Annotated in this window: 15 protein-coding genes; 6 read left to right on the top strand and 9 right to left on the bottom strand. The window is 36.1% G+C overall.

Going from position 1 to position 23210, the window contains the following annotated elements:
- Positions 1-95 precede the first annotated feature (95 nt).
- The 3 genes from K6119_RS11970 (at position 96) to katG (ending at position 3491) form a co-directional block, all read left to right on the top strand.
- On the top strand, positions 96-632 hold the full coding sequence (locus K6119_RS11970) for a cysteine dioxygenase (protein WP_221831980.1): 537 nt from the start codon (positions 96-98) through the stop codon (positions 630-632).
- Between the two features lie 35 nt (positions 633-667).
- Positions 668-1033: a DsrE family protein gene (locus K6119_RS11965; RefSeq protein ID WP_221831978.1), complete on the top strand. Its 366-nt coding sequence runs from the start codon at positions 668-670 to the stop codon at positions 1031-1033.
- 160 nt (positions 1034-1193) lie between these two features.
- Positions 1194-3491: a catalase/peroxidase HPI gene (katG, locus tag K6119_RS11960; protein ID WP_221831976.1), complete on the top strand. Its 2298-nt coding sequence runs from the start codon at positions 1194-1196 to the stop codon at positions 3489-3491.
- 49 nt (positions 3492-3540) lie between these two features.
- On the opposite strand, the gene K6119_RS11955 is transcribed toward katG, so the two are convergent.
- Together K6119_RS11955 and K6119_RS11950 are read right to left on the bottom strand one after the other, a co-directional pair.
- Complete coding sequence (locus K6119_RS11955; RefSeq protein ID WP_221831973.1) at positions 3541-4449, bottom strand: mechanosensitive ion channel domain-containing protein; 909 nt, start codon at positions 4447-4449, stop codon at positions 3541-3543.
- Entirely contained in the window at positions 4446-5207 is a 762-nt protein-coding gene (locus K6119_RS11950; protein ID WP_221831971.1) for a glycoside hydrolase family 16 protein, read from the bottom strand. The genes K6119_RS11955 and K6119_RS11950 overlap by 4 nt, the downstream gene beginning before the upstream one ends.
- A gap of 126 nt (positions 5208-5333) precedes the next feature.
- Between K6119_RS11950 and K6119_RS11945 the strand changes: the two genes are divergently transcribed.
- Positions 5334-6848, top strand: a complete 1515-nt coding sequence (locus K6119_RS11945) for a hypothetical protein (protein ID WP_221831969.1) — start codon at positions 5334-5336, stop codon at positions 6846-6848.
- A 56-nt stretch (positions 6849-6904) separates the two neighbouring features.
- Positions 6905-9814: a T9SS type A sorting domain-containing protein gene (locus K6119_RS11940; RefSeq protein WP_221831967.1), complete on the top strand. Its 2910-nt coding sequence runs from the start codon at positions 6905-6907 to the stop codon at positions 9812-9814.
- A 102-nt stretch (positions 9815-9916) separates the two neighbouring features.
- On the opposite strand, the gene K6119_RS11935 is transcribed toward K6119_RS11940, so the two are convergent.
- The 7 genes from K6119_RS11935 to K6119_RS11905 form a co-directional block, all read right to left on the bottom strand.
- Complete coding sequence (locus K6119_RS11935; RefSeq protein WP_221831965.1) at positions 9917-13018, bottom strand: two-component regulator propeller domain-containing protein; 3102 nt, start codon at positions 13016-13018, stop codon at positions 9917-9919.
- 45 nt (positions 13019-13063) lie between these two features.
- Positions 13064-13717 carry a hypothetical protein gene (locus K6119_RS11930; RefSeq protein ID WP_221831963.1) on the bottom strand — a complete coding sequence of 218 codons (654 nt, stop codon included), beginning with the start codon at positions 13715-13717 and terminating at the stop codon, positions 13064-13066.
- A 7-nt stretch (positions 13718-13724) separates the two neighbouring features.
- Positions 13725-14171, bottom strand: coding sequence for a hypothetical protein (locus K6119_RS11925; protein WP_237828010.1), 447 nt, complete (start codon positions 14169-14171; stop codon positions 13725-13727).
- 303 nt (positions 14172-14474) lie between these two features.
- On the bottom strand, positions 14475-15533 hold the full coding sequence (locus tag K6119_RS11920) for an NAD-dependent epimerase/dehydratase family protein (protein ID WP_221831961.1): 1059 nt from the start codon (positions 15531-15533) through the stop codon (positions 14475-14477).
- Between the two features lie 6 nt (positions 15534-15539).
- The gene (locus tag K6119_RS11915; protein ID WP_221831960.1) at positions 15540-16442 is read right to left on the bottom strand and encodes a helix-turn-helix domain-containing protein; all 903 of its coding nucleotides are present in this window, start codon (positions 16440-16442) and stop codon (positions 15540-15542) included.
- A gap of 140 nt (positions 16443-16582) precedes the next feature.
- On the bottom strand, positions 16583-20119 hold the full coding sequence (locus tag K6119_RS11910) for a GEVED domain-containing protein (RefSeq protein WP_221831959.1): 3537 nt from the start codon (positions 20117-20119) through the stop codon (positions 16583-16585).
- A 145-nt stretch (positions 20120-20264) separates the two neighbouring features.
- Positions 20265-21077: a T9SS type A sorting domain-containing protein gene (locus tag K6119_RS11905; protein ID WP_221831958.1), complete on the bottom strand. Its 813-nt coding sequence runs from the start codon at positions 21075-21077 to the stop codon at positions 20265-20267.
- A 215-nt stretch (positions 21078-21292) separates the two neighbouring features.
- On the opposite strand from K6119_RS11905, the gene K6119_RS11900 reads away from it, so the two are divergent.
- The gene (locus tag K6119_RS11900) at positions 21293-23200 is read left to right on the top strand and encodes a stage II sporulation protein M (RefSeq protein WP_221831957.1); all 1908 of its coding nucleotides are present in this window, start codon (positions 21293-21295) and stop codon (positions 23198-23200) included.
- The last annotated feature ends 10 nt before the right edge of the window (positions 23201-23210 follow it).

Genomic DNA, 23210 nt, shown 5'->3' with positions numbered 1-23210 from the left:
ATACTTTGGACTTTTTAGCCAAATCTTTGAACTTCCTGACAAAATAATAGGGATTCATGTTCCTGACCTTTGTGATGTAATTAAAAACAGAGGTTATGAACGGAGTAATATATCATACATTTAATCAAAATGCAATTGGTTTTGGAAGTAACACGGCAATTGACAAAATTGAAAATCAAACGCTTCTTCTTTTAGACCATTTTTGCAATGAGTTAGCATTGACTTTTGATGCTTCATCTTTCCCTTATAGTGCAAAGCAATTCGAAGAGGTTTTTAAAAACTTTAACCCATCACCATTGCAATTAGCCAAAATGGTTCTATTGCCTTATGGTAAGTATACCCTTATAAATAATAACCTTCTAAAGGTAGTATTGATTCACTGGGGGTCTGGTAATGAAACAGACGTGCACGGACATCCTTCTGGAGGATGTATGTTTAAAATTTTACATGGAAATGTTGTTGAAAATAGGTTTGAACCCATAGAGGATGGAAAATTAATGTCTTCTAAGTTTTACCAAAAGGGAGATGTTGCCTATCTGGATAATCAACAATGTTTTCATGATGTAAGAAACTCATTTCCCTGGGCTGCATTAAGTCTACATGCTTATACGCCAGGAAATCCAAATAAATAAAAATCAAATAACAATAACTTTTAAAAATTAGAAAAATGGAAAAAAGAAAAATGGTAATCGTAATTACAAACGGATTAGACAATGAAAGATCTTCAGTAGCATGGAGTATTGCAAACGGAGCAATAAATGCAGGATTGGATTTAACAGTATTTTTAGTTAGTTCAGCCGTAGATTGGGTGAGAAAAGGAGCGGCAGATAATGTTCACTTAAATCCTCTTGATCCTACAATGAAAGAAATGATAGATAATGTACTAAAAAGTGGCAGTAGAGTAGGGGTTTGTCCTCCTTGTGCTAAAGTTAGAGGGTATGTTGAAAGTGATTTGTTAGATGGGGTTGAAGTTGTTGGTTCTATGGCTATACATGAACCTGTATTACAAGGCGCAGCGACATTGACATTTTAATTTTAATCGTTCAAAAACAGAAACCGGATAGTTATAAAAGTCCGGTTTTTTTGTTCATTGAATATAGATAGAATCTATAATAGTATAAAAAAATACAATTTTTATTTATAGTTTACTTGAGGTAATTTTACATCAGATTACTATTTAAATGAATGTTGTTATGAAAAGAATTTTATTGATCGCCGTTTCAATGAGCAGCTTATTTTCCTTTGCTCAAGAAATGGCAAGTTCTGAAGCAAAATGTCCTTTTGGTCATGGAAGTACTTCAGTTAATTTGGATGATTCCACTGCTAAGAACATGCATTCTGCTCACAAAATGTTAGAGTCAGATGCACAAACTTTGCAAGAATGGTGGCCAAATAGGTTGGACTTAAGTCCGTTAAGATTGCATGCTCAAAAGTCTGATCCAAATGGTGAGAGTTTTGATTATACGGCTGCTTTTAATAGCCTTGATTATGAAGGTTTGAAAAAAGATATTCGTGAGGTTTTACATACATCACAAGATTGGTGGCCGGCAGATTGGGGACACTATGGAGGATTGTTTATCAGAATGGCCTGGCACAGTGCAGGAACTTACAGAACGGGAGACGGTCGTGGTGGATCAAGAGATGGAATGCAAAGATTTGCGCCTCTAAATAGCTGGCCCGATAATGCTAACCTTGATAAAGCGCGCAGATTGTTATGGCCGGTTAAACAAAAGTATGGTCAAAAAATCTCATGGGCAGATTTGATGGTTCTGGCAGGAAATGTTGCTTTAGAAGACATGGGATTTGAAACAATTGGTTTTGCCGGAGGAAGAGAAGATGTATGGGAGCCAAATTCAAATGTTTATTGGGGGCCAGAGAAGAAATGGTTGGGAGATCAACGTTATAGTGGTGAGAGAGATTTAGAGAATCCGCTAGCTGCAGTTCAAATGGGATTAATTTATGTAAATCCTGAAGGACCAAACGGAAATCCAGATCCTGTATTGGCGGCTCATGATATCAGAGAAACTTTTGGAAGAATGGGAATGAATGATGAAGAAACTGTTGCTTTAATTGCTGGCGGACACACATTAGGTAAAACACATGGTGCCGGACCGGCAGATAAAGTTGGACCTGAACCAGAGGCTGCACCTATTGAAGAACAAGGTTTTGGATGGAAAAATGAATACAAAAGTGGTAAAGGAACAGATGCATTTACTTCTGGATTAGAAGTTATTTGGACGAAAACACCAACTGAATGGAGTCATGGATTTTTCAAAGCGCTATTTGGTCACGAATGGGAGTTGACAAAAAGTCCTGCAGGTGCTCATCAATGGGTTGCAAAAGATGCAGATGCAATGGTGCCGGATCCATTTGATTCAACAAAGTTCCACAAACCAACTATGTTGACTACGGATTTGTCATTGAGATTTGATCCTGAATATGAAAAAATCTCAAGAAGATTTTTAGAAAATCCTGAAGAGTTTGATAAAGCTTTTGCAAAAGCATGGTTTAAATTAACACACCGTGATATGGGTCCTAAATCAGCATACATAGGTCCTGAAATTCCTAAAGAAGAATTCATTTGGCAAGATCCTATTCCGGCTTTGAATCATGATTTGGTAGATGCAAATGACATAGCCAATTTGAAAATAGAAATCAGATCTTCTGGTTTAAGCACTAGTGAATTAGTTGAAACTGCATGGGCTTCTGCATCAACTTACAGACATTCAGATAGAAGAGGAGGAGCAAATGGAGCAAGAATTAGATTGTCACCAATGAAAGATTGGGAAGTAAACAATCCAAAACAATTGGATAAAGTATTGAAGGTTTATGAAAAAATTCAAAAAGACTTCAATGCAAAATCTGGTAAAAAGAAGATCTCAATGGCAGACTTGATTGTTCTTGGAGGAAATGTAGGTGTTGAAGACGCGATTAAAAAAGCTGGCTTTAGTGTTGAAGTTCCTTTTACGCCTGGTAGAATGGATGCCACACAAGAGCAAACAGATATTGAGTCAATTGCATTATTAGAGCCAATGGCGGATGGTTTCAGAAACTATCAAAAGACACAATACACTTTGTCTACTGAGGAATTATTGGTTGATAAAGCTCAATTGCTGAGATTATCAGTTCCTGAAATGACTGTTTTAGTAGGAGGAATGCGTGCTTTAGGTGCTAATTATGACGATTCAAAACATGGGATTTTCACTGACAATCCTGGTACTTTAAACAATGATTATTTTGTAAAACTATTGGATATGAGTAATGCATGGGAGCCGGTGAAGGATCAAAAAGGTATCTACAACGGAAGAGACAGACAAACCGGAGAGATTAAGTATACTGCAACAAGAGCTGATTTAATTTTTGGATCTAATTCTGAATTGAGAGCAATGGCTGAGGTATACGGAAGTGATGATGCAAAAGAGAAATTTGTAAAAGATTTCGTTGCGGCATGGACCAAAGTAATGATGTTAGATAGATTTGATTTAGAATAATCACAATTGTAGGTTAACTGAAAAAGCCCTGATAGTTCGCTATCGGGGCTTATTTTTTTGTATCAACTTTAAGTTCAGGCATACCAACAATTTCAAATGTGGTAGATGCTAATTCAACTTTTCCTGAGCTGTTGTCAATTCCATCTTTAATGCCTTGATAAATTCTTGATTTTGTGCTCATTCTTGATTTGTAATCTACTACATATCTCAAGTTAAATTCAAGCCAGTTATCAGTTAATTTATAAGAGATCATTGGGTCAACTTTAGCATCTTCTATTAGGTACTTTTTTGTAAGTTGTTTCCAGTGAGTTTTAGCAATTTCAGTATAGTTTTTTAATTCTTTTGAAATGACATCATTCAAAATTTTATTCATCTCATTAATGTCTGAAGTGTATTTGATGGGAATATGAACTTCATCCCATAAAAATGGAAAATCAGTAGAATAGTTCTTAACCGTTTGCTTAAATACAAAGGCGTTACTGATTTTGACAATTCGTCCGTTGTAATTGTCGCTTTTTACCCAGTCACCAATTTCCATTAAAGTAGTTTTGGTAAGACCTATATCTATCACGTCCCCTGTTACACCATTGAGTTCTATTCTGTCTCCGGTAGTGTAAATTCTTGAAGAATATATAGATATCCAACCTGCCACTGCCAATATTACTTCTTGAAGAGCAAAAGCCAATCCTGCAGATATTAATCCAATAGCAGTTCCAAGGTTTTCTGAACTTCCTGCGAAAATTATTATGCCAACTATGATGATTAATAAATAAGAAAAGAACCTGCTTATTTTCTTCGCCCTATATCTCATAGCATCATCAGATATGGATCTGGTCATTGCTGTTCTAATCAACCAGAAGAGCGTTAGGATTATGATTGAAATTATTAAAAACTGGGCTCCTTTTAAAAGCAGCACATTTTCATTCAACAAATCAATTTTCTGTAGCAGTGATTTCATTTAGAACCTAATTTACGATAAACCCTTACATAATCATAAATGGCTTTATCAGGGAAAGTTGAGTTTGATGGGTCACCGCTCCAATCATTCATTTCAATACTCAGAATTATATATTCTTTGATGTTGGAAATGGCTTCGTCAGTAAACCATGATTTTTCGCCATCTACATAAAAAGTATATCCCTTGGCATTCCACTCCAGACCAAATGTGTGAAATCCTTTGTCAATTTTTCGGTACCTCGGACTTTTGCCTTTTTGATCATGTCCTTCTCCATAACCACCCCAATGAATGGTATGATGAACTTCATTGTCGCGATATTTTCTTCGATATTCAACTATGTCAATTTCAGCTCCTGATTTAGCAATATCTCCTGCATATTTTGAATATGTTGGTGATTGTAACCAAAATGCAGTGGCTACCCCAACTTGCTTGGAAAATTGAATTCTGCTTTCAAAATACCCATATTTAAAAAGGTGTTTTTTATCGGTACAAATCTGTCCGACATAATACATGGTATCTTCTTTTGTTGCTTCTATCACCAAATGTCCTTCGCCATCCAAATAGCAATTTTCTTTTCTCACTTTTGCATTTCCCCTTAACGCACCCGTTGACCGATAATCCCATTTACTTGTATCTAGTTGTGTTCCTTTAAATTCATCTTGCCAAACAAGTTCATATTCAGATTCAATATGCTCAGGGGTTTGCGCATTTAAAATTGAAGAAAACAAAATGAAAAAAATTGAAAATGATTTATGCATTTTTGTAGCCTTTTTTGGGATGTAATGCAAGTTAGTAAATTATAGCATTCCCAAATTTTTACACCTAAAAGGAAATTAGATAGTTACCTTTTTGGGGTGTGTACATTATTAGGTAAACCCAATTTTATGAGATCAATTTTACTTCTGCTTATTTTTTTGAGTGCCTTTTCTTTTGCTCAGGATATTGAAATCCACGACACTGTTGTGGTTTACGAGCCATTTGATGAAATACCGTCACAAGCAATTTTTAAAGTTCCGGTGAATTTTGATGAATCTAAATTGCTTACTAATATTCCGGATTCAATCAAATCATTGGCAATAGAGAAAATTGATTTAGTATACACTCTCTACAAAACTAATCCTGATTTTGATCAAATTAGATTGAATCACAATCGTATTAATGCATTTAGTAAACAGTTTCCCGGTGCAGATGATCCTTTGATTAGATGGAGAACCGTGGGTCAATCTGATGCCCAAAACAGAGAAGCTGCTCAAAAAATGTTTCATGGTTTTGTAATCTATTACAGACCAACTCCAACAGAAGAAAGTATTGAAAAAGAAATAGCCTGGATGGATGAATTGTTAAATGAAACGGCAGAAGCTAATGTTTCGGTTAATACAGAATTAACAAATGAAGTTAATGAAACCGTAGTTGACAAAAAGGAAAAAGTAATTAAGGCGGAAGATATAAGGGCCACTAGTGCTACGGCATCAATTAGTAGTGATGAAAATGACTCATGGCCAGAGGATTATATTTATGATGTTGGTGGGGTTTGTTATCAAACGCATAAAAGAGATTTATGTGAAGGACCGTTTGAAACTAAAAGAGTAGTGGATAGCTTGACCGATTCACCGGATTTTGCTTGGTACAGATTAGATAATTACAGTCTTGGCAGGACATGTGATAAAATTTACTTTGCTGTGATGCTGGATAGTTGTCCGGGTGTTGCTTTTAAAAGTGTTGATGTATTCAAGGTTGATTCTTCACTAATTAAAGCTAAATGGAATAAGGGACAAGATTACCATGTTGTATCAAGTGTGTTTGAAAGACAACCTAAATGGGAAAATGTGCTAGTAGTGATGGATGTAACAGGTAGTATGTCTCCCTATACAGCCCAAACTATGTCATGGTTAAAATCCACTCAAGACTCAAGTGGGGTAAAAGCTTTTGTGTTTTTTAATGACGGAAATGCAAAATCTGATAACATAAAAAGAGCAGGTAAAGTGGGAGGAATTTACGGAATAGAAAATTCTTCATTCACTGATGTTTATAAAGAAATGAAAGCTACCATGAAAAAAGGTGGTGGAGGGGACAGACCTGAAAACAATGTTGAAGCTTTAATTCAGGGAACCAAAGATTATCCGAATGCAGAAGAAATTATTATGATAGCTGATAATTTGTCATCTCCCAGGGATATGACCTTGATAAAGGATTTAAATAAACCGGTACATATTATTCTGTGTGGTGCCAAGTACAGTGTTAATGAAGATTATCTACAATTAGCATTGGATACGGGCGGGTCTGTTCACACAATTGAAGAGGATTTGGATAGCAGAAATATCCAAGATGGAAAGAAGTTTATAATAGGGGAAGAAACCTTTGTAGTTAAAAAAGGAAAGATGATTAAGTTGGAAAAGTAATTCAATTTTGCAACCGCTAGCCAATAAGAGCGTCTTATACTTACCAAGCCCATGTTATGAGACGTATTTTAACCGTTACCCTAAGCCTCATTATTTCTTGTTTTTCATATGCTCAATCCTGGCAGGATGTCGGGGGAGGAACTAACAATTCTAGTCATGGAATGTTAGTTTGGAATGGAAAACTGGTCAATCTCGGATCTTATAACAATCCATGTAATCGTGTTGCCACATGGGATGGAACTCAATGGGAATGTCTTGATGGTGGAGTTGGAATTGTGGCAAGAGCCGGATGTGTTTGGGAAGGTAAATTGGTCGTTGTTGGTGATTTCTGGAATAATTTTCAACCTTGTCCCGGATGTAATGGAGTTGCTGTTTGGGATGGTGTATCATGGTCTGCATTAGATCAAGGATTTAATAATGACGTTTTAACCTGTACAGTTCACAATGGGGATTTATATATTGGTGGTGATTTTACTCAAGCCAATGGAGTTCCAATTAATCGTGTAGCCAAATGGGACACTAACTCTAATTCATTTGTTTCTGTTGGAAATACAACTGCAATGGACAATGATGTGCGTTGTATGGTTTCTTATGATGGACAATTATGGGTAGGTGGAGATTTCAATAATGTAGATGGTTGTTCACCTTGTGATGGTTTGGTAAAATGGGATGAGACAAATCAAGTTTGGGAAGGTGGAAATAGTGGAGTTGATTTGGTGGGAGGAGTGAATGAGACAGTTAGGGTTTTATTTGTCAATCCCTCTGATGGTGACTTATATATGGGTGGAGAATTCCCTGAATTATGGGATGGTGATGCAATGGCAGAAGATTTTAATATGTCATATGTAGCCAGATATGATGGATCAAATTGGTATCCACTTGGAACTGGTTTAAATGAATATTGTAGGGCTATTCATGACTATAATGGAGATGTTATAATCGGTGGATATTTTACGAATGCGGGAGGTACACCTGCTGAAAAAATTGTTAAATGGAATCCTATTGCCCAAACTTTCACAGCTATGGGAGGTGGATTTGATGGAGTAGGAATTGACGAATATGTTAAATCTGCAATGACCTGGAATGGGATATTTTTTGCAGGTGGTGCTTACACTCAAGCTGAAGGTGGTCCTATGAATTATATCGCTCAATGGTATGAACCTCCAACATCATCTCCTGTGGCCAACATTAACGCATCAACAACACAAATTTGTGTAGGAAGTTGTGTCACTTTTGCCGATCAATCATCCAACTCACCAAATGCTTGGACCTGGACCTTTAACGGTGCAGACGTTACTTCATCTAACAGTCAAAATCCTGGTAATATATGCTATAGCAATCCGGGGTTTTTTACGGTTGATTTGCAGGCATGTAATGGTAATGGTTGTGATCTTACCTCTGTCACAATAGAAGTGGTTGATGTTCCTACAGTTTCAGGAGTTGATCAAAACATTTGTGATGGAAGTTCGGTTACATTAACAGCTACACCTTCTGTTTCGGGAGGAACTTATTTATGGTCGCCGGGAAATGAAACAACATCATCTATAACAGTAAATCCATCTACAACATCATTATATAGTGTAGTTTACACATTAAATGGATGTGCTAGTGCGCAAGAAGATATTACGGTGACAGTAAATCCAGCGCCAACTTTGAGTGTGAACAGTACAACAATTTGTGAAGGAGCTACTGCAACCTTAACTGCAACCCCTTCTGTTGGTGGAGGTACCTACAATTGGGCTCCAAATGGTGAAATAACTTCAACTATTACGGTTTCACCTAGTACAACAACGTCATATCAAGTACAGTATTCTGCAAATGGTTGTCCATCTAATCTGGAAACGGCAGTTGTTACGGTAAATCCATCTTATAATGCTAATGAATCAACCACCGTGTGTGAAGGAAATTCTTATACTTTTCCGGATGGTTCATCACAAGTCATTAATACTACTGTTTCGCATACAAGTAATTTAACTTCTATTGATGGATGTGATTCTATAATTGTAACAACAGTTAACCCACAACAGGTTTATAATGGCACCGAAAGTGTGACGGTTTGTGAAGGATCAACATATGTATATCCTGATGGTTTTAGTGAGCAAATTAATGTTGCATCTTCTCATACTAGTAGTTTAACTTCAACAGCCGGATGTGACTCAATAATTGTTACCAATGTGACTCCTCAGCAGGCATTTAATTCTACTGAAAGTGTTTCAGTTTGCGAGGGTGCTACTCATGTTTATCCGGATGGGTTTAGCGAGCAAATAAATAGTGCTACTTCTCATACCAGCAGTTTAACTTCTATTTCTGGCTGTGATTCAATAATTGTAACCAATGTATCAGTTAACACAATTTACAATGAAACTGAGAATGTTGATGTATGTGAAGGAACAGCTTATATTTTTCCTGATGGAACATCTTCGACAATTACGTCTTCTATGCAGCACAGCAGTTCTTTAAGCTCAATAAATGGATGTGATTCAGTGATTGTGACGAATGTGAATATGTTGCCTGCACCAGTAAATACAGTAACTCAAAATGGAATTACCCTTTCAGCAGATCAAACTGGGGCAGTATATCAATGGTTAGATTGTATTACCGGTATGTCAAACATTACTGGAGAAACGAATCAAACTTATAGTCCAACTTCTAATGGATCATATGCAGTAACTGTAAATCTTAACGGTTGTGAAGCCACTTCAGCATGTGTAGATGTGAGTTCAATCGGGTGGGAAGAAAATGATTTGGCGGTTAATATTTATCCAAATCCGGCAAACAATTTCTTTATTATAAAATTGGAAGGAATTGAAGAGACAGTTTCGTATGAAATGTATGATGCAAGTGGTAGAATTGTGAGGTCAGGTATATTTAATGTTCAAGTAGAAATTGATGTAGAGGATTTAGAAAACGGAGTCTATCATGTACAGCTTAGCGAATTGAAAACGGTTCGTTTAATAAAGATGTAGAAGTTAGTCTACTTTTATTCCAATTACCCTTCGACAGGCTGCGACACCACTTAAGCTTTTGCGACACGCGGTCAGGATAAACTGCTTGAATAGATGTTCGAATTATATTCTCACACCTATTACGCAAACGTCATCTAATTGCTCATAATCACCTTTCCATTCGTAAAAGGCTTTTTGTAATTCAGCTAACTGAATATCCATTGCTAAATGTGCATTTTTCTGAAGTAGATCTTTAAAGTTTTTGCCTTTGAATTTTTTACCTCTATCACCTCCAAACTGATCCGCGTATCCATCTGAAAAAAGATAAAACTGATCACCTTTTTCTAACTGGATTGTATGCGAAGTAAAAGCCTGATCCATTTCAAATTTCCCAATTGGTTGTTTGTCTGCTTTATATTCTATTACTTCATTATTTCTGATCAGCCACAATGGATTGTGTGCTCCACTGTATGTTATTTCTTTTGTTTTTCTGTTATAACTTACCAAAGCGATATCCATTCCGTCACGTACATCCATCTCACTTCTTTCAAAAGTGTTTACTACCAATTCTCTTGTTTTGTCAAGCACTTTGCCTGATTCTACTATCCCGAATTCTCTTACAGTTCTATTTAAAGCTACATGACAAACTACTGAAACCATTGCTCCTGGCACACCATGACCGGTGCAATCAGCTGCTGCAAATAAAACGTGATCTCCTGATAACTCCATCCAATAAAAGTCTCCTGCAACTATATCTTTAGGTAAATACCAAACAAATGAATTCGGAAAACACTCCCTAATGAGTTTATCCGGAGGTAGAATAGCCGTCTGAATTCTTTTCGCATAAGAGATGCTATCAGTAATTTCCTTGTTTTTTTCTTCTACAATTTCTTTCTGATGTCTTAATTCAAGCGTACGTTCGGTGACCGTTTTTTCTAGTTTTTCACGGTCTTTCCTCAACTTATTTGTACGCCATCTGAATATGCCATATACAATGAGTATTAATAATATTCCAACAGATACTTTAAACCAGATTGTTTGCCAAAACGGAGGTTTTATTCTGATTTCAATGGTTCTTTCAATTCCTTTATCTCCCAAAGAATTTATCGCTTGAACATGTAATGTATAATTGCCCGGATTCAATGAACTATAGGTGATTTTTCCGTCTTTGGTATAAGGCGTCCAGTCGGGATCTAAGCCTTCCATTTTAAATCTGTATTTTACTTTTTCAGGGACACTAAAATGGATGGTGTTAAAGTAAAATGTTAAGTGATTTTGATCGTAGTTGAAGTCTAGCTTTTCCGGAAAACCATAGTCATCTAGATTGTCTTTTATTTCATGATTCTTATATTCTAATTGAAGTTCAGAAAATACAAGTTTATCAATGCCTGAAGGCTGATATTCATAATTCATGTCCATTCTGGTGATGCCACCGGAAGTAGCTATGTACATGTAATCATTGTATTCAGCAAATGGGTCATAAGTAGTTTCACTATGAATGAAGCCGTCTGCTTTACTGTATGATTTGATCGACCTATCATTTAAGTGATTGTGAATAATCATTATTCCTTTAGATGTTCCTACCCATAAGTCACCTTTTGAATCTACATTTAACCCCGTCACTTTATTGTCTATTGCTCCATTTTTTGTGTTAATTGAATCAACTACCTTGAGTGCATTATTCTCCAATTTCAGGCCTAAAACTCCTCTGTCATCTGTGCCTGCCCAAACTGTGCCGTTATCGTTTATAATAAACTTACTTATCGTGGTCCCTTCCAGTTTGTCTTGGTTGAAAACGTACACAGAGTCTTTAATTAATATGTTTATTCCATGACCATAAGTACCCATCCAAATGTTCCCTGACAAATCTTCGTTGATTGTAATAATTCGGTTATCTCCATGTTTGATTTTTATGAATTCATCTCCCTTTGGACCTGTTTTAAATACTCCTTTAAAATCTGTACCGGCCCAAAGTGTTCCATCAGTTGTTTCATGAAACCAAAAGGCTGGCGCACCCAATCTTTCTTTGAAGTGATAAAATGATGTTCCATTAAAAATGGACATTCTGTAGTCATCATCATAGCATCCAATTGCCATATTGCCATTTTGCATTTCGTAAAAGGTGACGATCTTTTTGTTGCTAAAAGCTTTATCCCACGGTCCATCTATCCAATTAATATGCAATCCTTCAATTACTCCAACTTTTACTCCATTGTCAGTGCCTATCCACAATCTATTCTTTGAGTCAAATTTTACGGCGTTTACCACAATGCTTGGTAATCCTGCATCTAAATCATAATGAACAAATGGATCTTGTGAAAACTTGATTAATCCTCCTCCAAAACTTCCAAACCACATGTTTGATTCATTATCTTGAATAACGCCCCAATATGAATTTGAAGGCAAGCCATTGTCAATGGAATATTGGTCATAAGTATAGTCCGGATGCAAGCACAACATTCCTTTATCCCAGCTTGACGCCCAGACATTTTTGTTGTTATCAACAAATAGTTTTGTAATAGGAGAGTTAACTTTCTCTGCGAGTGGAACAAGCTTACCATTTTCTATGGTGGAAAGCTGAGGTGCATTCCATTGACCGATAAAAACTTGTCCGTTTTCATTAACACAAATGTCTAATGCGATAACACCTTCAATATTTAATGAATCCCATTGATTATTTTGGAAAGTGTAAAATTTGTTGCCACTATATAAATATAAAAGCTCGTTTTTGTAATCATACTCAATGCATCTGCTATCAGATTTTAGGAAGTGATGTTGGTCATTAGGCAATGAAATTTCGTCATTTTCAAAAAAACAAATTCCCTTATCAGTAGCAATCCAGATTTTACCATTGATATTTTCGACGTCCCAAACTGTTTTGCCAGGCACCCCTTGACTTAAAGAGTAAGTTTTGAGCTGATCATTTTCAATAACGATCAAACCGTCTCTTGTACCGGCAATTATTTGTCCATTATCAGATTCTGTAATGGAAATAACATGTGCATCTAATAAGCCATCTTCTTTAGTCCAGCTCTTGAAGTTTTTACCATCAAATTTTGCGATTCCACCATGTGTACAAATCCATAAATAACCTTTTGAGTCTTGATAGAGATCCTTTATCTGAGATTGTGGCAATCCCTCCTCAATTCCATACTCAACGAAATTAAATTTTTGACCAAAACTAAGTTGGCTGATTAATAAGAGGTATAAACATAAATAGCGCACATACCGAATATAATTAATATGCAGCTATTTACGATAGAATTTAGTTTACTGCTTTTCCTTTTTTGTGTAAGAGCAATAAACGTTGCCCTCATAAGGCGTAAGGTTCCCTATAGTTCCTTTATACACGGCAATGGTAAATCTGGTGTTCGCCATTAGGAAAATTGGAAATTGCATGGATTGTTCAGGATGAGTTGAACTATACAATTTTGGTCCATACAAGTCTTTGTCAATATCCGTTAACACTTTGTCATCAATTGACTTTAAGTAAACATGAACTTCTTCAACGATTTTATTTCCTGAAGTATCTGTCGTTATTCCTGAAGTATAATCAGCTATAAATTGATTAAGAATCCAGTATTGATCTTCTGGAACTTTGAGCGTAGCACGTCCATTATTTAAAGTCATCAACGTTGCTTTTCCAGTTTGATTCTGCTTTCTCAACTTAATGATTTCAGCATCTTTTTCTTTTACTTTTTTATCCCAAAGGATGATATCACTTTTCATCTCTTCTCGGTTCTCGCGTAAAAGTTTGATACTTCTATCTCTGTTTTCTACAATATTTTCCATGTTTTCCAACACAGCTTTTAAACTATCAATAGTTTTTTGCTGTTGTTGAACCTTGTCTTCAAGTTCTTTTTTTGTTTGAGCAAATGAAGTACCAGAAGCCAATATCACTATTGCAATTAATAATTTTTTCATGATCAAATTAGTTTGAACTGTTAGTTACTTCGTATAAAGACATGAATCCGCTACCGTTGAACGCTTTGCAATCACCTGGATTTCCGGTAATCATTACTAAACTAAATTTAGTGCCTTCCGGTAAAGTGATTGGATATGCAATGGATGCTGCTGTATTATCAGATTGAAAAACTTGAGGTCCAAATCTGTTTCCCTGCCAATCCGTTTTAATTTCACCGTTTAAAGTTTTGATGAAAACTCTTACAGGCAAAGTTGATTTTGTACCATCTGCTTCAGTAACAACTTCTCCAATTGAACTTGAAAATATGCTTTGAATTACCCATGTTTTTCCTTGTGGTACCTCAAAGTCTGCTGAAAAATTGTTGAACTGAACCATTTTCGCTTCTTTCTCCTGAGCCATTGTTGTAAAGCCCATCAAAGCGATAAATAATATAAAAAGTCTTTTGCTCATCATTGTTGACACTTTTAGTTTCAATAAAAGTAAACCAAATCTGTGCCAATATTTTTTTTGCCTTTTATACTTATCCTTATTCTATTGTTGATGAGAAAAGAAACATAAAAAAGGTTACCTATTAAAAACTTGAACATAAAGAGAATGTAAAGCAAGATACGATAACTGAGTTTTACCAACTAAAATACCATTTATCGTAAGATTCAACTGCTGTATTAAGCTTTATAATCAGGGCCTCCCAAATGGAAGATTTAAATTAGGGTAAGTTTGTTATTTAAATTGGGAGGTCCTGTTTTTTTATGCTAATTAGATAACTCCATTCTCCACTAAGGCGTCAAAAGACTCAACCATGGTTTCATTAAGTGGTCTGTAATTCAACCCTAATTCTTTAACTGCTTTGGAATTATCTGCAGTGAATTTGTGATTTACGTTTTTTGAAATGTATTTTCTGTCAAGTGCTTTATCCAACATAGGCCCAAAGGTCCAAACTATCCATTTTGGTAAAGCTTTTGCCTTGATAGGATACTTTTTACCATATTTAGCTTGAATAGGCTTAACCATTTCTAACATATCAGTGTTGTGAGCACTAATTATATTTCGTCCATGAGCATCCGCAACAAATCCGGCATTGAAATGAGCTGTAGCCAAATCACGCACATCAATTACACCAAATCCAATTTTAGGAACCCCCATTTTCATGGCACCACTTCCCATTTGCTTTAGTACGCGGATACTTTCTGATGTCGCCATTTTAGGATTCAATGAAGGACCCATTACAAAACTTGGGTTAATTACCACCATATCCCAACGATTTTGCTCTTTGGCAATGCTCCATGCCTCTTTTTCTGCCAATGTTTTAGAATAGGAATATGGTTGATAGTTCAATGAAGCTGTATGATTCCAGGTATCTTCTGTGATTTTTCCTCCAGGTTCATTTTCGGTGTCTACTGCATCTGTATACATGGCCGCACAGCTACTAGTTAACACCACTCGCATAACTGAGGAGGTTTTGTTTGCTTGATTCAATACGTTTTGGGTTCCTTTTACAGCTGGATCAATAAGGTCTTTTTGAGCATCTTTAACATCAAGTACAAATGGTGATGCTGTATGGAAAACCAATTCACAACCTTCCATAGCTTCTGCATAAGAACCTTCTTCTAGCAAATCGGATTTAAAGTATTTAATAGAACCTGGACTTTTTGCAGCTATTTCTTCAAGGTGTGCAATTTTTTCTTTTTTGTCAGGATTTCTAACTGCTGCATGGACAGTGATTCCGTCTTCTAACAATTTTTTTACTAACCATCCGGCAACATATCCTGTTGCTCCTGTCACCAATACGGGTTTAGTTTTATCTATTTGTGTCATTTCTTTTTAGTTGTTTAGTTCTCTATATTTTTGAGGAGTTACCCCAGTTTTTTGTTTAAATAATCGACTGAAATAATGAGGGTAATTGAATCCTAGCTCATAGGCAATTTCACTTACATTATTTGATGATCCCAGCAGGAGGTTTTTAGCTTTTTCAACTACAAAATCATTGATGTGTTCTTTGGTGTTTTTGCCGGTTTCTTTTTTCAACATGTCGCCTAAATAATTGGGAGATAAATTCACTTTATCGGCAAGGTATTTAGTAGTTGGTATTCCTTGATCTATTTGAAAATTTTGCTCAAAGTAAAGTTTGATTTCTTCTTCAATAGTTGTAACAACATCTTTGTGATGGTCAGATCTAGAATGAAATTGTCTCTCATAAAATCTCTGGCAATAGTTTAATAGCAATTCAATGTTCGAAATAAGCAGATTTTGACTGTGGGCATCTATATTTTGTTCAAGTTCAAATTCAATTTTTTTAATACAATCATTCAATATGTCTTCTTCTTTCTTTGAGAGATGTAGGGCTTCGTGTACATCATATGAAAAGAAGTGAAAATTGTCTATGTTCTTTCCTAAAGCTGATTTTCTAATCAAATCCGGGTGAAAGAAAAGTGCCCATCCATTTTTACTCTCACTCTCTGAATTGATAGTAGTAACCTGGCCCGGAGCAAAGAACGAAAGCACTCCTTCTTCAAAGTCGTAAGTGTTTCGTCCATATTGTATGGCACAATTGGCATCTTTCATAAAAATGGAATAGAAACCGGTAGTAAGTTTTACATTTTCAAAACTGTTTGGAATTTTAAAGTCTTGTATGTCTAAGGTGTAAACCAAAGGATGTTTTAACTCCCGAAATCCTGCTAGTTGAACCATTTGACCTATGGTTTCTATTCTCATTATCTCTGACATATAATCAATTAATTTAGAAGCAAATTTAAGTAGTTGATGTTCATTTGAATATCACAAATTTCGGAAAGCATAACACTTTTTACAGATGCAAAAAAAAGAGCCCGGAATCCCGAGCTCTTCTCTTTCAATTATAGTTTTAGTTACTGTAATGTAATTCTTCTGTTGATCTGATATCCATTTTCTCCAATGGCATTTATAATATAAACACCTCTTTCAAAAGTGTTCAAATCAATTTCCATAGAAGTTTCTGCATTGTTTGATGTAGTCATCAACAATTGCCCTACACTGTTGTAGATGTTGATTTGTACATATGAAGACTCAGCAAAATTGATAAATACCTGACCTGCAGTTGGGTTTGGATAAACAACCATATCGTTTAAGTGATATGAGTCAAATCCAACTTGTGAATTAACAGTTACTGTTACCGTTGTAGTACATCCATTAGCATCTGTTGCTGTACAAACGTATGGTCCGGCAACACTTAATCCTGATAAATCTTCAGTAGTTGCACCATTGTCCCAATTATAAGTGTATGGTGCAGTTCCACCAGAAACTGTGATATCAACAGTTCCGTCATTTCCATTAATGATATCAGTGCTTGATCCGTTAGCAGATAATGCTGTAGGCTCTGTCAATGTTTCAGAAACAGTTACTGTACAACCTCCTGCATCTGTTACGGTTAAAGTGTGTGTTCCTGCACTCAAACCAGTTGCATCTTCAACTGTAGCTCCAGATGGAGACCAGCTGTAAGTGAAAGGTGATGATCCACCACTCACATCAACATTAATTGATCCGTCTGAACCTCCATTACATGAAGGGTTTGTAGATCCACTTACTGAAACTGTTGGAGATCCAACAATTGTTACTGTTCCATTTTCAGTTGAAGTACATCCATTAGCATCTGTTACTGTAACAGTAAATGAAGTTGTTTGCGAGAATGTTTCGGTAGCTGCCGTTCCTCCTGAAGTCCATGAGTAGGTATAAGGAGAAGTTCCACCAGTAGCTGCAACCGTTGCATCACCATCATTTTGGCAATCACCATCATTTGTAGATAATGTAGTTGCTAATACAGTTGGTTCTGTAATATTAACTGTGTGAATATCAGTACATCCATTAGCATCAGTTACTGTTAGTACATAAACACCAGCCTGAACTCCAGATAAGTCTTGAGTTGTTGCTCCATTATCCCAACTATATGTGTAAGGGGTTGTTCCGCCAGTTACAGTTACATCTGCAGCACCATCTGAACCACCATTACAACTTACATTAGTTGATGAAGAGGTTGTTCCTAAAGCAGTTGGAGCTGTTAGGGTATAGGTTAATGTTGAGTCACTTCCCGAACAAGATCCACTTTGACTAACGGTAACTGAATAAGTTCCTGCACTTAATCCTGTAACACTTGCTGAAGTTTGTCCACCCGGAGACCATGAATATGAGAATGGTCCAGAACCTCCTGCGTCAACACTTATGGCAATACTTCCATCATTTCCACCGGCACAATTAGGATCCGTTAAAGTTGAACTAATCGTCATAGTACAAGGGTTGTTGTCAATGATAGTAACACAGTAGTCTTCAACTTCTCCCCATGTGAAAGTTCCACATTCAGAAGGTAATGTAGATTGTCCTGTTCCTAAATATGCCAATTGAACTCTCATTCTTGTAGTCCCTGAAGTTGCTGAACCTGGAACTGTAATATTTCCTGTAGCTGGAGTTTGAGTAGCTGACCCTTGGTCATATGCTAATTCTCCTGTTTCAAATGTTCCATTTTGGTTATAATCAATCCAAATTCTAGAATATTCATTGTATAAAGTTCCAGACCAACCCGGAGTTACAGTGATTGGATAAGTCATTGTTTTAGTCAATGTAATACTAGCTCCTGTGTAATCTCCATATCCTTGATCATTCCCTGAATTGTTGGTATAAGTGTCAATAGAGAAATCTTGAATCCATTCATCAACACCATCTGTGGCAGAATTAGCACAGTAAGCTCCGTCAATACAGAATCCACATCCTGTAGTTGTAAAAGTTCCGGTTGCCGTTTGGCTGCTGGTGTCTGTCCCACAAACTGAAATTAGGTAGTATTCGTAATCTGTACATCCTGTTAAACCAGATATGGTATATGGTGCAGTTGGATTACTAACCGTAGTCCATGATCCTGTTCCTGCTTCTTGATAATATAATACAGTTTCATCTGAAGAACCAAAGTCAGTGAAGTTAATTACAACAGTATTGTCAGTAATACCTGTGTGAGAAACAGAAGAAGGTGATAGACAAAGCGTTCCTGAACAAGTCAATGCCATTAATTCATCCAATGTATTTCTTGAATTAAGCCTTCCTCCAGTTACGAATTTTGTAGATAATTGAGATTTTGGATCAGTACCATTAAGTAATGATTGAAGCACTAAATCTGCTGCACCTTGAGGATTAGAAGTTACAATTGACATTAAATTCGTACATGGAATTGAATAGGCTAAACCTATTACACCTGCAGTTAAAGGACAGGCAAATGAAGTTCCTGTAACTGTTCCAGTAGTGTTAGTATTTGCCGTAGTAAGAACATTGATTCCGGGTGCGCCAAATTCAATAGTTTGATCACCGTATCCTCCTGCAGTATTGTCGTTATGATCAGTTCTTCCTACCCCAATCATATATGGACTTGAACATGCTGTTGGCATATCACCTGAAACATCCACGTCAATATTTGAATTTGTAGTTGCACCCACATTTAAAACACCATAATAACCAAGTGTATCATAAAAATTACACCATAATGGATAATTAGAAGGATCAGCATTATCAATTCCCCAAGAAGCAGAAGTAGCTACAACAAAAGCTCCTTGTGTTCCTCCTGAGTTATTCCAAAGCTGACGCATTACCAATGGATATGTGTAGGCGCTAACAACGTTGGCTTGAGTAAGTGATCCACCCATGTTTAGCACCATCAACTTAACATCCCAGTTAGCTCCGGCAACGTTGGTTCCATTGTTTCCTTTTGCGCCAATCATTCCTAAACAGTTGGTTCCATGTCCACCAGTTCCGGTATTGTCATTATTGGTTCCGGTATTCCATCCAAAATAGTCATCTATATAACCATTTCCGTCGTCATCAATACCATTTCCATCAATTTCGTTAGTATTTATCCATCTATTTGGTGCAAGATCTTGATGATCCAGGTTTCCACCACCACCTTCAACCATACAAACAACAATGTCATCATTTGTTGCAGTAAGTCCTCCAGTTGTTATATCCCAGGCTAAGTCTGAGTCAATATCAGCATCTACTGTCCCTCCTGTTTGTCCTGTGTTGTTATGATGCCATTGCGAAGTAATGCTTGGGTCGTTTGGAAGAGTCGAACGCATATCAACATAGTAGTTATAATCAGCAATGCTTACTTCTTTTTGTTCGTAAAGCCAATTTTGAAACTCCCAATGAGCAACTTGAGAATGGTCAAATTCAATTAACCAAACACGCATAGGTGCTGATAATTGCTCAACTATTTTCACTCCATAGTTTACCGGGGCATTTTTAGCAATGTTTCTAATGTTTTGTCCATCTTTTACCTGGACCAGGAATTCTCCTTCAACGTAGGGCTTGTTATCAAAATGCGTTTTTTGCGCATGGGAAATTTGAATACAAACCGTAGCTACGAGAAGTAGCAATAATCGTAGATTCTTCATGATTTTTTCTGAGGTTTAGTTTTTACAGAGGCGTAAGATAGTGATAGATTCACTAAAAAGAAAACTAATTCAGGCTAAATCCTTGGAATGCAAACAAAAAAAGCTGCAGGTTAGTGCAGCTTCAAATTTAGTTTCGAGGAAGTAGTTACTTTCTTATAATTTTCTCGTGCTTGTTGTCAAAGTTAACGTGGTATACACCCTTTTTAAGGTTGGAACAGTCAATTACTGAGTTTTTCCCTTTTTTGACAATGTTACCATAAGCATCATAAATCTCATATTTTGTTTCCGTAGCCAAACCGTCATTTTTGAAATAAATTTCATTCCCATCTTCATAAACCAAAGCTGGCTCAGGTATATCTGCTTCAAATGTCACAGATTTGCTTACGTGTTTTTTACCGGTATTATCTATTTGCGATAAACGAACCATATTTTTTCCAGAATGAGGTAAAAGTTTGAAAACATATTCACTCAATGTAGAATTACCTGAACCATTTATTTCTCCAACAACTACCCATTTGTTCCACTTGTATTGTTCAATGTAATATGGAAGTTCTCCTGATTCTCCTGTGGTTTCCCAGCTAAGGGTACCGTCTGAAGTACATGAAATTTCTTCTAAAACGAATGTGCTTTTTGGCAATAAAACCTCAGGGTTTAACAGTTTAGGTTTACATCCATCTTCGTGCTCAAACAGCACAACAACTTCATCTCCTAACTTAATGTTAAATTCTGTTAGGTCAATTTGAAATGCACTTGCTTGAGGGCTATGCGTAGACACTTCTCCGTTAACAGTTACTTTTGTTACACAAAATCCAAATCCATCTTCAGACTCCGGACTTTGAACGTATAAGTTTTTTCCTTGGTAATGACCTTCAATTGAAGTATTGGATAATCCATTAAAAGAAAATCCTGCAACTACACACATTCCCATCAGCACACTTTTCCAGTTTGTTGCTCTCATAATAGTAGCCTTTGTAATTCGAACGCAAAATTAGAGTGTTTATTGTCTCGTGTCAAGTGTTCAAATCGAAATAATTAAATATTTTGTCTATTAAACGGTTTAGTTTGTCGATTAAAAACAATTATCGGGCCAATTGTAAAAAATGTAACAAATCGTTCTTTAGTTGATATTGAAGATTTTGGTGACAAAAAAACATTATTTTAGTGTCCCGACTTATGAAAGAGACTTCATTCATAAAGCAAAATAAAAAGAAGTGGGCCCGTTTTGAAAAATTGGCAGGCACTAAAAACAATGATCCAGATGAAGTATCCAGCTTGTTTACTGAAATCACGGAAGATTTGTCTTATGCCCGAACTTTTTATCCTAGAAGGTCAGTAAGGGTTTATTTGAATCAGCTGGCCCAAGGAGTGTTTACCAGTTTGTACAAACAAAGGAAACAACCTATTGGAAATATATGGAAGTTTTGGACCGAAACAATTCCATTGCAAGTGTACAGAGCCCGGTATAATTTACTAACGTCTTTCTTATTTTTCTTTTTGGCAATGGTTGTTGGAGCCATTTCACAGGAAATTTATCCTGATTTTTCGAATCTTGTTTTGGGTGATCAGTATGTCAATGACACTATTCATAGAATAGAAGATGGAAATCCAATGGGGATTTATGGTGAAATGGGAGAAACAGGGATGTTTTTACAAATAACCCTGAACAATATTCAAGTTGCTTTTTTAACTTTTGTTCTCGGATTTTTTGCCTCTTTTGGTACTTATGTTTTTTTGCTGAATAACGGAATAATGCTTGGTGCTTTTCAATGGTGGTTTAAAATGAAAGGCCTTTTAGTTACTTCTTTTTTAGCCATATGGATTCACGGAGCTTTTGAAATTTCATCAATTGTTGTTGCAGGTGCTGCAGGATTGACAGTTGGGAATGGAATTTTGTTTCCTGGTTCATATACCAGAGTGCAGTCCATGATTTTTGCTGCCAAACGTGGGCTAACTATCATGTTTTCTTTGGTCCCGTTTTTTATTATTGCCGGGTTTTTAGAAGGATTTGTAACAAGACATTATGCCGGAATGCATGACATGCTGAAATGGGTTATCATCATATTTTCTTTTGCTGTGATGGTGTTTTATTATGTTGTTTTCCCCTTTATAGTTGCTAGAAAACATCCGAATAAAATTGCCGTCAAAGAAGTTCCAAGACATATCCCTGAACGAAAAATTGAATGGCATAAAATCAGAAAAGTTGGAGAAGTATTCACGGATACTTTTTTCAAGTTCATGAAACACTTTGGACAATTTAGTAGAATCTTTTTTGTGTTGATATTTCCTGCTTGTATTGGAATCTCTATTTATGTGCACAACGTTGATCATTACAACCTTTCATATCAAAATAGTTTTTCAGAATCAATAGCTGTATTGATGGGATTTGGAAGGTATTTTGCCTGGGTTAAGTTTGTGTCGTGGACATTGATATTTAGCTTATTGATATCCTCTACTTATTTCACTTTAAAACACGGAAAGGTTGAGAATTTGATTATTCTTAAAATGTTCAAGTATACATCTTACCGAATATTGTGGGTGTGGATGGCAGTAATGCTTTATTATGGCTTAATCTACCTGGCATTTTATTCTGATAATGAATTTTACAATTTTTTATTGGTTGGTTTGTTCTCCTTGTTAACTCCATTTATTCTAAGGATTCCTGCTATTATATTGCTGCAGAAAAAAGACTTTTTTACGGCTTTAATCAAATCTTTTGAGCTGGGTAAAGGATTGTTTGGTGATGGTATAGGTGTATTTGCATTGTTTTTAGGTTTTGCCTTTGTAACTAGCTTTTTACTGCATAGCCCTATTTTTTCAAACATGGATATTATCTCTTTGGTTGATGAGGTTTTAAAGAATTTTACTATCACCATTTTTGAAAAATATGATGTGTTCATTTCCTTTATCAATTCGATATTTTACATCATGTTCTTCTTCATTTTTATCACACTAATTTTCATAGGATTTGTGTTTGTGAATTACTCATCTATTGAGATTAATACAGCTAAAGGATTGTACAAACGACTAGATCATTTTGGAAAACGCAACAAGCAATTTGAGACAGATGTAGATTATGATTAGAGGATTGCTC

The sequence above is a fragment of the Paracrocinitomix mangrovi genome (assembly GCF_019740355.2).
GTDB lineage: Bacteria > Bacteroidota > Bacteroidia > Flavobacteriales_D > Crocinitomicaceae > Paracrocinitomix > Paracrocinitomix mangrovi.
Note: the sequence above shows the minus strand (reverse complement) of the source record. Positions and strands in the feature narration are given on the sequence as shown.